A 13,477-nucleotide genomic window follows, 5' to 3' on the forward strand; every position below is an offset into this window, starting at 1 on the left:
TATGATTCGATTCAATATTAGCCTTTGAGGAATATTGAATCAGTATTTTTTACGAATTATAAAAACTAGCGTCTGGGATTGATACAAATTCATAACTTTGAGATTCTTTCATAATCTTTCAAAACATTCAAAAAACTAATAAACATTGAAGAAGACACTTAGTGTAATGCTTATCATTTTATCAGGGATACCATTATATGCACAGAATAAATATGTATTTTTTGGTTCATTTAACCGTGATAAAGAAACCGAAGGAATTTATGTTTACAAATTGGATACCATTAAGGGAAAACTTTCAAAAGTAGCCTCCGTGAAAGGGATTTTAAATCCATCATTTCTTACTTTGTCTCCCAACGGCAAATATCTGTTCGCCTGTACGGAAAGTAAAACAAAAAATGGAGGAAGGGTAAGCAGTTTTGAATTTAATCCTGAAAAAAAATCACTTACTTTCATCAATAGTCAGAAAAGCGGAGGAGAAAACCCGGTGTATCTTACAGTACATAAAAACGGAAAATGGCTGGTCAATGGAAATTATACAGAAGGAAGTGTTTCAGTTTATCCGCTTTCAGAAAACGGATTCATAGAACCGCTGGCGCAGAATTTTCAATTTTCAGAAGGAAGCATAAACCGGGACAGACAAGAGCGATCTCATATACATTCAACGGTATTTTCACCGGACTTTAAGTATATTTTTTTACCGGATTTAGGTGCAGATAAGATCAGAAGTTATAAGTTTGAAGATGATAAAAAAGAACCGTTAACGGTAGCTGAAAAATCTTTTACACAGGCCGTTTTGGGAAGTGGGCCCCGGCATTTTACCTTTCATCCCAACGGTAAATTTGCTTATTGTATAGAAGAAATGGGAGGAGCCGTAAGCGTTTATTCTTATGAGAATGGTAGATTAGACAGCATTCAGCGTATCAATACCCATCCGGATAAGATCAAAGATAATTTTGAAAGCTCGGACATTCATATTTCTCCGGACGGACGTTTTTTATACGCCTCCAATCGTGGAAGTGAAAATAATATTGCCCTATTTTCAATTCAGCATGACGGAACTTTAAAAACGGTTGCCTATGAGCCGACAAAAGGCAGGCACCCGAGAACATTTGCTCTTGACAGCACCGGAAAATTCTTAATTACAACCAATGCAGGAACAGGAACAGCATTTGTTTTCAAACGAAATTCTGAAACAGGATTATTGAAGAAAGTTGGAAAGAAAATAAAAATACCAGGCGTTTCTTCTGTAGAAATCAGCAGGTAATATAAATGCAGCTATACTTGTCTTATAATAGTGCTGAATTATTTATGAAAGATAATTATTGACAAAGCCCAATCTATAAAAAATGAAAAAGACCCTATTTATTGTACTGTATTTTATTAATACACTAATGTTTGCACAACAATTGAGTAATGAAAAAAGATCAGTCTCCTATTCTTCCCCAAAGCTGCAGGAGCAAGGACATCAGTCTGTTCAGATTGAAACAGATCGGATTTTTGATAAATTAATCAATACCAGGAGACGTTTTCATGAACATCCCGAATTGGCAGGCCAGGAAGTACAAACTCAGAAAATAATCAGGCAGTATCTGCTGGATCTGGGATTAGAAGTTGAAACAGATATCTATGGTTATGGGGTTGTAGGAATTTTGAAAGGGGCAGAAAAAGGTAGAACAATTGCCTGGAGGGCAGATATGGATGCCTTACAGAGCAGTTATCCCGATCCGGAAACCTTTAAATCGAAAGTAAAAGATGTTCAGCATGGCTGCGGTCATGATATCCATATGACTATCGGATTAGGGATAGCGGAAATTCTGGCAAAGAATAAAAAAAGATTAAAAGGAACCGTCTATTTTATATTTCAGCCTGAAGAAGAAACATTCAAAGGTGCAAAAGAAATGTTGAACAACGGCCTTCTTTCAAAAATACACCCTGATGAAATATACGGGCTGCATGTAACGCCTTTACCGGTAGGCCAGATAATGGTGAAACCCAACGAAATGTTTGCTTATCAAAAGAAGATAAGGATTCAGTTAAAGAATGAATTATCCAAGGAAAAAATAAATGAATTGACCGCAAAGCTTAAAAATTCTTTATCTCGGATAAAAGCAGGAACTAAGCCTTGGGAAATACAAAATATCGTTGATCCGGCAATAGGGTTAACAAATCCTGAAACTATTTTCAAAGATTATCTTTTTGTGGATGGCAATTTTACCACATATTCTAAGAATGATGAACTTTCTCTTGAGGCTTATCTTTATGAGACAAGTTCCGCTAATTTAGATAAAATAATTCCTGAAGTTAAAAAGATGATCATCAATAACGGGTATAAAGATCAGCTTATTTCCGTTTCTTTTATACAAGAAAACCCGACCATTATTAATAATGAGAATTTAACAAAAACTGCAGCCGGCATTCTCCGGAATATTTATGGTAAAAATGCAGTTACAGCAGATTACGGCCAGATTCCGTTTTTTAATGATGACTTTTCTTATTTTCAGCAGAAAATACCGGGCGTTTATTTTTTTCTGGGGGGCTCCAATTTTGAAAAAGGAATTATAGCCATGAATCATTCACCTAACTTTCAGGTAGATGAAGAAAGCATCAGAACAGGCGTGGGATGCTTTTCATCTCTAATTATGGAACGCCTTAAAAATTGATACTTCACAGAAACTGCATCCATTTCGAACAGGTCATAGAATAGCTTTGGAGAACCATTTATAAAATCAATAAAAGTTTTATATAAAATAAATAGACAGGTTTGTCTATTTATTGTTTATCTTTGTTTCATGAAACAGAGAGGACAAGTCGTCATTGACAAAATACTAGATACCGCTGAGCATTTGTTTTATACACAAGGGTATTGCAATACAGGCATCAATCAGATTATAGAAGAGGCAGATATCGCAAAAGCATCTTTATATAAACATTTTGAAACGAAGACTGATTTGTTGATAGCCTACATTGAGCGTGCTCATGAACGTTGGTTTAGCAGATTGGAAGCAACGGTAAATAAAGCTGAAGATCCCGGAAAGAAACTGCTGGCAGTTTTTGACTATCACATAGAACGGCAGCAGATCAGAGAATTCGGAGGATGCCCTTTTATAAAAGTCAATGATGAAGCAGGAACCAATGATCCGCGTGTTTTGGCGCAGGTACAAAAAATGAAGCTTCACAGCAAAGAATACATTAAAGCACTGGTAACAGGTTCCGCTCATAAAAAGGAGCTGACAAATGAAGAATTAACAGAAACTGTTTATACAATGCTTGAAGGAGCGATTGTTACCGCTTCGGTTTTTAAAAATTCCGGTCCCATAGAATCCGCCAAACAAATAATTCAAAAGTTTATTTAAGATGAAAGAGGTTACGAATAAATGGCTGGAGCTTTTGATTGTACTGGCAGCACCTTTACTTTCTGTAATTGATGTATTCATTATCAATGTTGCTATTCCTACCATTAAAAAAGGAGTTCATGGAACAGATGCAGAAATGCAGCTTGTGATTGCAGGATATCTTCTGGGATATGCAGCCTTTCTGATTACCGGAGGAAGGGCAGGAGACCACTTTGGCAGGAAAAAGATCTTTTTCTGGGGAATGTTTGCTTTTACGGTTACTTCATGTTTGTGCGGGCTGTCAAATTCTGCACTTCAACTCAATATTACCAGATTTTTTCAAGGATTGAGTGCCTCATTTATGGTTCCGCAGACCATAGCTTTCATCCAGGTTCTTTTCACAGATACCAAAGAACGCGCAAAAGCTTTTGGACTCTATGGAATTACCCTCGGAACAGCTGCCGCAATAGGGCAGATACTGGGAGGCTATCTGTCTGATACACATTGGATAATAGAAGGATGGAGACTCATCTTTTTTATTAACCTTCCAATTGGGATCATAACACTTTGGGCTACACATAAATACGTAACCGAAACCCAGAAACATCAGAATACAAAATTTGATTATACAGGAATCTTGATTTTAACATTAGCTTTGTTTTGCCTGATTTATCCTTTGATTCAGGGCAGAGAAGCAGGCTGGCCTTTATGGAGTTTAGGATTAATGGTGTTGTCTGTAATATTTTTTGTGTTCTTTATTTATAATCAGAAAAATAAACTCGATCGAAATGAAAACCCTTTAATTGATATAAGATTATTTCAGATAAAGGATTTTAATATCGGATTGGCAGCTGTGCTGTTCCATTTTATGCTGCATACGGCCTATCTTTTATTAAGTGCAGTGTACCTTCAGAGCGGGCTCGGAGTTTCTGCTTTGCATTGCGGCTTATATTTTATCGCTCCGGGAATCCTTTTCATTATATCTTCTGCAGTGGCATCACGGATGATCGTTACATTTGGGAAACGGGTATTACAGTTTGGAGTAGCTGTCCTGGCACTAGCATTTTATTTACAGATGGAATTGTGGAAACCGGGAATTCATACCGGGTTAATTATCGGATTGATGGCTTTATGGGGCTTTGGAAACGGCCTGGTGCTTCCTTCATTATTAAATATTGCTCTTAAAAATGTTCCTGCTCAGTATGCAGGAGCGGCAGCAGGTATTTATTCTACATTTCAACAGACGGCTTCTGCGTTGGGAGTAAGCATCATTGGCGGTATTTTTTTCTATTTTTCTGAAAAAAGCTGGCAAACTGCATATGACGCCGGAATAATAGCTATATTAGTTTGTGTTGGTTTAGTTGGGATTATGCTTTACTGGCTTCCGGACAAGAAAACGGCAAATTAAAATTAATTGATCTTAAAAAATGGAAAAATATAAAAACCTGTTTTATAAAGATATACAGTCACCGGTGGGATGTTTAAGGATTATTACTTCAGACATTGGTCTTACAGCCATTCTATGGGAAGGAGAAGATTATAAAAGAACAAAACTTGAAACACCTGTACAGCACAATGATCATCCCATATTATTATGGACAGAGAGAGAACTGAAAGAATATTTTGATCATAAAAGAACCGTTTTTGAAGTTCCCCTGGATTTCAAAGGAACCGAATTTCAGGTAAAAGTCTGGAAGGCCTTGTTGAAGATTCCTTTTGGAGTAACAAAAAGTTATGGAGACCTTGCCCGGATTCTCGGTGACATAAAGGCAGTTAGAGCAGTAGGAGGAGCATTAAATAAAAATCCGATTTCCATCATTGTTCCCTGCCACAGAGTTGTGGGTACCACAGGAAAACTTGTAGGGTTTGCAGGAGGACTGGAAAATAAATCTATTTTACTTGATCTGGAGCGGGGCTTTACAATACCTGCTTTATTTTAATCCGAAATTGAATGATATGAAAAACAGAAGTTCTATAACAGAAGCAAAAACATTCAGTAAAGAAAATTTTCAGGAATTATGTGAGCATCTGGCCAGTCATGATCCGGATCTGAGAATAATTCTGGATCAACACGGATATCCTCCCATGTGGACGAGGGAAAATACATTTGAAACAATTGTTCATATTATTCTGGAACAACAGGTTTCGCTGGCATCAGCTCTTGCAGCATTACATAAATTGAAAGAAAAAACAAATCCTATCACTCCGAAGGCTATTCTTAAACTTAGTGATGAAGAAATGAGAGGTTGTTATGTCAGCCGGCAAAAAACTGCTTATATAAGAGGGCTGGCAGAAGCTATTATACATAATCATATTGATCTTGAAAGCCTTCCGGGGCTGTCAGATGATGAGGTTCGTAAAATTCTCGTAAGTTTAAAAGGAGTCGGAAACTGGACGGTAGATGTATATTTGATGTTTACCCTTCAGAGAACAGATATATTTCCTGTTGGAGATCTGGCAGCCGTTAATGCATTAAAACGCCTTAAGAAGCTTCCGCCTTCCGTAACAAAAGAAGAAATTCTCAGCATAAGTGAACAATGGAAACCCTTTCGTTCCATTGCTTCCATGATACTGTGGCACTATTACCTTTCCAATACTGCAAAAAAGAATAGTTAATAACAAGAATGAAACTAAAAAGAAGTTGCCTGAAAGAATAATCTTGGTTTACAGGTGAATCTTAAAAAAACAAATAGCAAGACCAACTGCGTTTCAGAATATATCTTTGAGACAACTTTTACTTTATTTATTCTACTACAATACTTTCAATTCCCTTCTGCAAAGCTGTTTCCTGAATTACAGGTACAGACAATCCTTCGGCACGAACAACCGAAATGTCCATCATTCCCAAAAATCCCAATGTCTGTTTAAGATAAGGAACTACAAAATCATAAGCCTGTCTTTCTCCTTCAGAATAGACTCCGCCGCTTGAAAAAGCAAGATATACTTTTTTGTTTTTGATCATCCCTTCAGGACCGTTTTCACTATAACGGAAAGTTACCCCCGCTCTTGCAACATGATCGAGCCAAGATTTCAACGTAGAAGTAATGCTGAAGTTGTAGAGAGGAGCTTCAATGATGATAATATCGGCTTCTTGCAGCTCTGCAATCACAGTATCAGAAAGAGCTATAGATTCCAACTGTTCAGAAGTACGGTGTTCCGCAGGAGTAAAAAATGCGTTAATATGGCTTTCTTCCAGATGAGGAAAAAGAGGGTTGGCCAGATCTCTTCTTTTAAAAACACTATCCGGATATTTGGCTGAAATTTTTTCTACCACTGCGTTTCCCAGCTTTTTACTTACTGAAGCTTCACTTCTTGGGCTTGAAATAATATGAAGTACTTGTTTCATTTTTTTATTTATTTAAAATTAACTGTTCAAAATTATTTATATTTACTAATAAAAAGATAGTAGTTACCAAAAGGTTAGTAATAACTTTCAGGTTAGTAGTTAAATAAAACCAATTAAAATGGAAGAAGAAAAAATAGTGTATTCAAGGCCGCAGTGCAGTACTCATCTCTCTGCTACAGAAGATGCTTTGTATGTTCTTGGCGGCCGATGGACCATAAGAGTAATGATTGCGATTTTAGGCGGGCATACACGTTTCAATGAGTTGCAGCGAACCATCAGCGGAATTTCAGCAAGGGTATTATCCAGCGAATTAAAGAAACTGGAGATGAATCATCTGATAGAAAGAACAGTCCTTATCGATCAGAAGCCGGTATTGGTAGAATATATTCCTACAGAATACAGCCAGTCATTAAAAGATGTAATATCAGCCTTGGCAGAATGGGGGGTAAAACATAAAAAGAAGATTACTGCTCAATAAGACCGAACTTGATTTTTGATGTCAGAATCGGAAAAAATTTTAATGCTTTAGAATCTGCAACAACTATGAAAAATGAAGCGTTTTTTTGTGGTATTTATTATGTTGCATGATTCCTTATACTTTACTTAATTTTACTCAAATTAATAATGGAAAGATGATCATATGCGAAGACTTATTATTTTCTCATAGTGCCAAGCTGGAAAAATATAACGCCGGAGATTATATTTTTCAGGAAGGAACAGCTGCTAAATATTACTTCCAGATAAAATATGGAACAGTAAAGCTGAATACTTTTCTGGAAGATGGAAAAGAATTCGTTCACGGGCTTCCTTTTGATGGGCATTGCATTGGTGAAAGCTATTTATTTACCTGCCATAATTATGCTGTGAATGCTATTGCTGTTACCCATTGCGAAATTATTAAGATTCCGAAGAATGAATTTTTACAAATTCTGCTGGAAAAGCCTGCATTAATGCTGGAATTGAACAAGTATACCGCAGACAGACTTCATTTCCGGTATATGATTTCCAGTTTTCTCGCCATTTCCGATCCTATCATAAAGCTGCAGAAGCTGTTTGATCATCTCAAAAAATATTTCGGATTTGAAGAAGCCCATTCTTTTCTGATTCCTTATACCAGACAGCAAATAGCATCCTTAACCGGGCTACGGGTAGAAACCGTAATCCGATATGTCAAGAAAATGCATGAGCAAAAACTAGTGAAAATTGACAATACTAAAATCTATTATTAATTGTTCAGATTAAAGAATGTTTCTTATTTAAGGATTAAAACAGGCTGATGGGTATTTTGGTAAATCCCTTCAGAGATACTTCTGCTTGCCAGATAATAAAGGAAACTGTGTCTGCCCGGCAATGCAATAATCAGATCAGCATTATTTGAAGAAGCAAAAGTCAGAATTCCGTTGATAATGTCCTCATCATAAGAATAATGAATGCTGCTTGGGACCTCTGTTAGATGCTGATGAATGTATTCTTCCAGTTCTCTTTTTTTATCCTCATCAATATCATTCTTTTTGGTGTTAATATTTAAAAATAACAACTGTACATCTTGTTTGTGAATAATATATTTGTGATGGAAAAGCCTTTCCAGTCTTTTAATTCCTTTGATGTCACAAGGAATAAATATGTTCTTAATAGTACTGTAACGATAGCTGTTAGGAATAATTAAAGTCTTAACAGGGCTTGTTCTTGCAATACTGATAATATTATCCGAAACAAAACTTTCAGTAGTGGAAGTAGAATCATCACTTCCTAAAATGATAAGTTCAACAGAAGGCTGATTTTTTATCAGCTCATTGATGCTTCTGGTAAGCGCCCAGTCACTTAATACCCTTGAAACTTTGATATCCGGAGCTTTTTCCGTGATGATATCGCTTAGGTGATCAAATAACTGTTCCGTTCTATGCAATAAATCATTGACACTTTCTTCATTAACAAATGAATGGCCTTCTGCAATATGCAGATAATCAAATTCAGATTCTCCTGCTATTTTTAAAAGAATGATTTGTTGATATTCATATTGTTTTGCCCAGTCTGCAGCGGTTCTTGCAGCATTTTCTGTAGTTGATGTAAAATCAATAGGTACAAGGATTGTTTTCATAGCATATTCAAATTTAGATTCTGATTATTCCAGATTAGCGGTCATTTTTTTTACCAGAAGCAGGGCTTTCCTGATTTCATCTTCATGAAGGTCACCTGCCGCTTTTTTATAAAGTTCCAAAGCCCATGGATAGATGGTTTCTACAATGTGTTGTCCTTTTACAGTAAGAAAGATCTGCCTATTTCTTTTATCGGTTTTATCGGCTATCCGTTCCACCAGATCCCTTTTTACAAGACTGTTGATGAGGTAGGTAATGCTTGATTTGTCTTTGCTTACTTTATTCCCGATTTCCTGCTGATTGATCCCGTTATTACGTGACAAAAGTCCTAAAATCTCAATTAGTTCAAATGATAAATCAGAATCATACTCACTTACAGCAGTCTGGATCTTCTGTCTCAAACGGCTTTTCATTTCACTCATAGCCAGGCCTAGTTCTAAAGCGAGTTCTGAAATATTCTTTTCTTTAACAGGCATACTTTAACAGGTAATAATTACACTCAATAAAATTGAAATCCAAAAGGTTTGATCGCTTAACCTTACCTAACAAATATACAAAAAATTAGTTTTAATTAAAACTAATTAATGCTAAAATCATACTACTCAATAATATATATTCTACTCATTATACAATGGACAAGCTATGGAAATCACAATTACATAAAATTAAGAAACAGATAACATTCATTTCATTTTCCCGGGGGATGTAATTCATATTTTAGTGAAAAATTTTAAATTAAAAAAACATTTATGAATTACTTTCGATTTCCTTTATTTCGGTTTTTCCCGATTGTATGTCTTTTTACCTTATTATCATGCAGAACAGATCAGAATTTAGCAGATGGAGAACCGCTTAACAAACAGGAGAGCGCATATAGAACTGCCATTCCTAATATTAAAGTTCTTGCTTATAATACATTTTTATTACGTGATATCAATGTGGCTTCCACTACACAATGGTCTCAACAAGCAAGGGCGGAGAAATTAGGCGAAGCTCCTTTTCTGAAAAACTATGATGTTTTGCTGCTTCAGGAATGCTTTGATAATACGGCTGCTAATAAGCTGCGCCAAAAACTTCTTGCTACTTTCCCATACCAGACACCAGTGTTGGGACAGACCAAAAACGGCTGGGATAATACCTGGGGCGACTGGCGGGAAATCACTTCCGGAGGATTTGAAAACGGGGGAGTGATGATTGCAAGTAAATATCCCATAGAAAGAATGGATCAGTATATATTTCCTGCAGGATGCTCTTTTGATGCCTTATCTCTGAAGGGGTTCGTATATGTCAGAATACTAAAAGAGGGAAAAAGAGTTCATTTTATATCAGTACATACACAATCTACGCAGCCGTCTTGTAATGGAAAAGAAGTGGAAATCCGTGAACAGCAGCTGGGGATAATGAAATCTTTTATTGACGGGTTGAAAATTTCTGCAGATGAAATGGTAATGTATGGTGGCGATTTCAATATTATAAAAGACAGTCCTGAATATCCTAAAATGCTTCAGAAACTTAATGTTAATGCTCCTTTATACAAAGGACTGCCATATTCCTGGGATACAAAAACCAATACGATGGCTGCATATCATTATCCGTATCCAGCCAATCCAAGAGAATATCTGGATTATATCCTTGTGTCTAATGACCATCTTGTACCTTCATCCTGGCAGAATATTGCATTTGATCCTGTATCTTCAAACCTGATGACCTATACGAATTTAACAGGTGATAAATATTACTGGACAGATTATTCAGATCATTATCCTGTTGAAGGGAATATTTATTCAGATCAGAATACACCTGCACAGAGTTTGAAATTCAGAAAATATGATCGTATTTCACTCAAATCAGTATCCACAGGCAAATATGTTACTATGAACCTTTCAAAACCTGATGACTGGTTAACGGTCTCTGCTACACAGCCGGAGGCGAAAACATGGTTCAATATCGTGAATATTGGTGATAATGATAATTATTTTGATTTAAAAGAAGGACTCGTAAGAGTAGAAAGCAGCGAGCTGATCAATAACTTCTGGTACTGGGAAACCTTGAACAGCGGAAGCTATTATTACTTTCCAAAATTTGGAAAATCTCTTAAAAATCTGAGAATTCAAATGGTAAAGAAAAAGACCGGGAATACTTCTGCAAGCATTGAAGATGGTGATATTGTTGCTTTCAAAGATAAAACAACAATCGGAAATTCTTATTATCTTCAGGTGTACAATAAATCCGGAACTGATTGGGTTTATCTGAACGGAACAAGTGTAACGGCTGATGTACAATTTGAGGTAAAAATAAATAATACAAGTCCTCAGCCTTATTAGAAATAACTAAATATAAGTACATATCAAAATCGACTATCTGGAAATAGTCGATTTTGCATTTGAGAGGTTTGTTATCCGAATCTATAATATCAGAAAACAGTTTTATTGCATAAAAAAGCAGAGGTTAATTCTCTGCTTTTTCTTTTTTTACGGTCTGATTCATAATAAGGATAATTCCCAGGAGAAATACCGCAATAATCAGATACCGCCAGGAAAGACCTTTTTGATCCGTTACAGTTCCGCTTACAGAAATAATAAAACTGGTAATAGAAGTAATCACATACACCAATCCGCCCATCAGCCCGCCGGCAGTTCCTGCATTTTTTGGGAAATACAACATACTTGTAGTAAAGAATGAAGTAAATAAAATCCCCGAACAGATATGAATGAAAAAGGCAAAAGGGATCATGATAAAAAGACTCTCTGCAAAATAGCTGGTGATAATTAAAGCAGCAATCAGGATCAATTGAAGAAGGATAGGCTGTAAGATTCTGGGCTTAAAATCCAGTGTGAGCCTTCGTTTCCCGATAAAACCGCCAATCATCCAGGAAAAGCCTAAGATCAGCGTACAATATCCTATTACAACCGGGGTAAAATGGAATGTATTTTCAATGATAAAAGGCCCTGTAATATTGAATAGCATCACAATAGAATAGCTCAGTCCTAAAATGAAGATTCCCAGCATGAAAATTCTGTTTTTAAGCATCATTTTATACAAACTTATATTTTCAGAAAGATCAAGTTTCTTTTTCTGTGGAAGGCTCTCGCCACTGAAAAACCATTCAAATAAGAATAAAAACCCGGCATAAAAGGCTAAGAAATAAAAATTAGCATGCCAGTTAAAAAGCTTTTCAAGATATCCGCCAAGGAAAGGGGCTAGAATAGGGCCGCAGGACCACACAATGGTAAAATAACTGAGATAATGCTTTACTTTTTCCGCATCATAAATATCTACAAAAATAGCACGGGTAGCCACCACAAGTACGGAAACGGCTGCGCCCTGAAGGATACGAAGCAGACATATTAATAAAATACTGTTGGTCATCGTAATCAGGATACTGCTTACTACCAAAAGAAATAAAGCCAGTAATTTGGGACGGTAGCGGCCGATGCTGTCCAGAATTCCGCCTACAAATAACTGAGAAATTCCATAACTCAGAAGATAAGAGGTTAAAGTGATCTGGATATCTTTTTCAGAAACCATCATTCCTTTCGCCATAGAAGGAAATGACGGCAAATAAATATCTGTGACAAATCCGGAAAGCGGGATAGACACAAACGCCATAATGGTTATTAATCTGATGCGCTGCTCAGATGCTGCTCTCAACATATTCGTTCTTTTTTACCATGCAAAAATAGTGTAAGAAATATTTAAACCTGTTTTAAAAGACAAAGTAAAAATTACAAAATTCAAATATTTAAATAGCGTTTTTAAATTTTAATGGGGAAGTCTGCGCATGCTTTTTAAAGAAATTATTAAAATGCGAAGGCTGATCGAACCCTAAAGTATATCCTATCTGTGCAATATCCCAATTGGTATATTTCAATAGGTTTTTTGATTCTTCAAACATCCTTTCCTTGATGATCTGTGTGGTGGTAAGGTCTGTTACTGATTTTACTGATGAATTCAAATGATTAACATGTACATTCAGATGGCGGGCAAAATCAGCTGGCGTTTTTAATGCCAACGGATAAGCAGGTGAGTCCAGAGGGAACTGTTTATTGAGCAGTTCATCAAATAATTTATATAACCGGACATTAGCAGGAAGTTCATTAGGATGAATATCTTCTACACGGTTTTCGAGTGCAAGATGAAGAACAGATGCGAGATGGCTTTTAATACTGCTGCAGCGAAACGGATAAGTGGAATGATTCAGCTTATGCATTTGCTTAAAATACAACATCGCCAGCTGTGTCTGTTCTTCAGTCAGAAAAACAATAGGCTTGCTCCATTCCTTAAATAATGAGGTTTTTCTGAAAGGATTGAATTCAGGACTCCCATTGAAAAACTCCTGGTTAAATAAGCAGAAATACCCTTCCTGATCACCGTCACACTCCCAGGAATAAGGAATGTTGGGGGATGGGAAAAAAAGAACCGGGCGGTCAATATACAACTGATGAGCCCCATACTGAAACGTTCCTTTTCCGACAATGAAGCTCACTTTGTAATAGTCACGGCGGTTGTAAGGGCTTTTAAAACCACAGTATTTTCGTGTGGAAATATTAAAATGTGATTTTCCTGTCTCAAAATCATCAGAATCAAACATATTGAGCTGATCTTCCCGGAGTTTTCTGTAATAATCTTCTATGGTTTCCAGCTGGTCACTCATGATCTTTAAATTATAAAAATCAAAGATAGGTAAATCTTTTATATTAAGA

14 protein-coding genes are annotated in these 13,477 nt (G+C 36.3%); 9 read left to right on the plus strand and 5 right to left on the minus strand.

From position 1 onward, the window contains the following. Window positions 1-166: 166 nt before the first annotated feature. The 6 genes from F3J23_RS05045 to F3J23_RS05070 all read left to right on the plus strand — a co-directional run bounded on the left by F3J23_RS05045 (window position 167) and on the right by F3J23_RS05070 (window position 5,948). On the plus strand, window positions 167-1,264 hold the full coding sequence (locus F3J23_RS05045; protein WP_167026517.1) for a lactonase family protein: 1,098 nt from the start codon (window positions 167-169) through the stop codon (window positions 1,262-1,264). 82 nt (window positions 1,265-1,346) lie between these two features. Continuing rightward, a complete protein-coding gene (locus F3J23_RS05050) occupies window positions 1,347-2,660 on the plus strand; it encodes a M20 family metallopeptidase (RefSeq protein WP_167025109.1) in 1,314 nt (437 codons plus the stop codon). Between the two features lie 129 nt (window positions 2,661-2,789). After that, a complete protein-coding gene (locus F3J23_RS05055; RefSeq protein WP_167025112.1) occupies window positions 2,790-3,353 on the plus strand; it encodes a TetR/AcrR family transcriptional regulator in 564 nt (187 codons plus the stop codon). A 1-nt stretch (window position 3,354) separates the two neighbouring features. Continuing rightward, entirely contained in the window at window positions 3,355-4,740 is a 1,386-nt protein-coding gene (locus F3J23_RS05060; protein WP_167025115.1) for a DHA2 family efflux MFS transporter permease subunit, read from the plus strand. 19 nt (window positions 4,741-4,759) lie between these two features. Then, window positions 4,760-5,272 (plus strand): methylated-DNA--[protein]-cysteine S-methyltransferase, encoded by a 513-nt coding sequence (locus F3J23_RS05065; protein ID WP_167025118.1) that lies wholly within the window; start codon window positions 4,760-4,762, stop codon window positions 5,270-5,272. Between the two features lie 16 nt (window positions 5,273-5,288). Further along, window positions 5,289-5,948: a DNA-3-methyladenine glycosylase family protein gene (locus tag F3J23_RS05070; RefSeq protein ID WP_167025121.1), complete on the plus strand. Its 660-nt coding sequence runs from the start codon at window positions 5,289-5,291 to the stop codon at window positions 5,946-5,948. A 127-nt stretch (window positions 5,949-6,075) separates the two neighbouring features. Here the strand turns inward: F3J23_RS05070 and F3J23_RS05075 are convergent, their stop codons facing one another. Next, window positions 6,076-6,678: an FMN-dependent NADH-azoreductase gene (locus tag F3J23_RS05075; protein WP_167025124.1), complete on the minus strand. Its 603-nt coding sequence runs from the start codon at window positions 6,676-6,678 to the stop codon at window positions 6,076-6,078. Between the two features lie 118 nt (window positions 6,679-6,796). On the opposite strand from F3J23_RS05075, the gene F3J23_RS05080 reads away from it, so the two are divergent. Further along, the gene (locus F3J23_RS05080) at window positions 6,797-7,156 is read left to right on the plus strand and encodes a winged helix-turn-helix transcriptional regulator (RefSeq protein ID WP_167025127.1); all 360 of its coding nucleotides are present in this window, start codon (window positions 6,797-6,799) and stop codon (window positions 7,154-7,156) included. A gap of 154 nt (window positions 7,157-7,310) precedes the next feature. Then, window positions 7,311-7,907 (plus strand): Crp/Fnr family transcriptional regulator, encoded by a 597-nt coding sequence (locus F3J23_RS05085; protein WP_167025130.1) that lies wholly within the window; start codon window positions 7,311-7,313, stop codon window positions 7,905-7,907. 23 nt (window positions 7,908-7,930) lie between these two features. Here F3J23_RS05085 and F3J23_RS05090 read toward each other — a convergent pair whose 3' ends face one another. Both F3J23_RS05090 and F3J23_RS05095 read right to left on the minus strand, forming a co-directional pair. After that, on the minus strand, window positions 7,931-8,776 hold the full coding sequence (locus F3J23_RS05090) for a universal stress protein (protein ID WP_167025133.1): 846 nt from the start codon (window positions 8,774-8,776) through the stop codon (window positions 7,931-7,933). 24 nt (window positions 8,777-8,800) lie between these two features. Then, window positions 8,801-9,250, minus strand: coding sequence for a MarR family winged helix-turn-helix transcriptional regulator (locus tag F3J23_RS05095; protein WP_167025136.1), 450 nt, complete (start codon window positions 9,248-9,250; stop codon window positions 8,801-8,803). Window positions 9,251-9,523: 273 nt separating this feature from the next. Here F3J23_RS05095 and sph point away from each other — a divergent pair, with 273 nt between their 5' ends. Beyond that, complete coding sequence (gene sph / locus F3J23_RS05100; RefSeq protein ID WP_167025139.1) at window positions 9,524-11,098, plus strand: sphingomyelin phosphodiesterase; 1,575 nt, start codon at window positions 9,524-9,526, stop codon at window positions 11,096-11,098. 124 nt (window positions 11,099-11,222) lie between these two features. Here sph and F3J23_RS05105 read toward each other — a convergent pair whose 3' ends face one another. Continuing rightward, entirely contained in the window at window positions 11,223-12,428 is a 1,206-nt protein-coding gene (locus tag F3J23_RS05105; RefSeq protein WP_167025142.1) for an MFS transporter, read from the minus strand. 88 nt (window positions 12,429-12,516) lie between these two features. Beyond that, window positions 12,517-13,428 (minus strand): helix-turn-helix domain-containing protein, encoded by a 912-nt coding sequence (locus F3J23_RS05110; protein ID WP_167025145.1) that lies wholly within the window; start codon window positions 13,426-13,428, stop codon window positions 12,517-12,519. Window positions 13,429-13,477: the final 49 nt, after the last annotated feature.

This window comes from Chryseobacterium sp. Tr-659 (genome assembly GCF_011752975.1).
Taxonomy (GTDB): domain Bacteria; phylum Bacteroidota; class Bacteroidia; order Flavobacteriales; family Weeksellaceae; genus Chryseobacterium.

Bases quoted from the DNA above. Each gene is read 5' to 3' on its own strand.
- F3J23_RS05045 (WP_167026517.1), top strand. From the start codon at position 167: ATGCTTATCATTTTATCAGGGATACCATTATATGCACAGAATAAATAT.
- F3J23_RS05050 (WP_167025109.1), top strand. From the start codon at position 1,347: ATGAAAAAGACCCTATTTATTGTACTGTATTTTATTAATACACTAATG.
- F3J23_RS05055 (WP_167025112.1), top strand. From the start codon at position 2,790: ATGAAACAGAGAGGACAAGTCGTCATTGACAAAATACTAGATACCGCT.
- F3J23_RS05060 (WP_167025115.1), top strand. From the start codon at position 3,355: ATGAAAGAGGTTACGAATAAATGGCTGGAGCTTTTGATTGTACTGGCA.
- F3J23_RS05065 (WP_167025118.1), top strand. From the start codon at position 4,760: ATGGAAAAATATAAAAACCTGTTTTATAAAGATATACAGTCACCGGTG.
- F3J23_RS05070 (WP_167025121.1), top strand. From the start codon at position 5,289: ATGAAAAACAGAAGTTCTATAACAGAAGCAAAAACATTCAGTAAAGAA.
- F3J23_RS05075 (WP_167025124.1), bottom strand. From the start codon at position 6,678: ATGAAACAAGTACTTCATATTATTTCAAGCCCAAGAAGTGAAGCTTCA.
- F3J23_RS05080 (WP_167025127.1), top strand. From the start codon at position 6,797: ATGGAAGAAGAAAAAATAGTGTATTCAAGGCCGCAGTGCAGTACTCAT.
- F3J23_RS05085 (WP_167025130.1), top strand. From the start codon at position 7,311: ATGATCATATGCGAAGACTTATTATTTTCTCATAGTGCCAAGCTGGAA.
- F3J23_RS05090 (WP_167025133.1), bottom strand. From the start codon at position 8,776: ATGAAAACAATCCTTGTACCTATTGATTTTACATCAACTACAGAAAAT.
- F3J23_RS05095 (WP_167025136.1), bottom strand. From the start codon at position 9,250: ATGCCTGTTAAAGAAAAGAATATTTCAGAACTCGCTTTAGAACTAGGC.
- sph (WP_167025139.1), top strand. From the start codon at position 9,524: ATGAATTACTTTCGATTTCCTTTATTTCGGTTTTTCCCGATTGTATGT.
- F3J23_RS05105 (WP_167025142.1), bottom strand. From the start codon at position 12,428: ATGTTGAGAGCAGCATCTGAGCAGCGCATCAGATTAATAACCATTATG.
- F3J23_RS05110 (WP_167025145.1), bottom strand. From the start codon at position 13,428: ATGAGTGACCAGCTGGAAACCATAGAAGATTATTACAGAAAACTCCGG.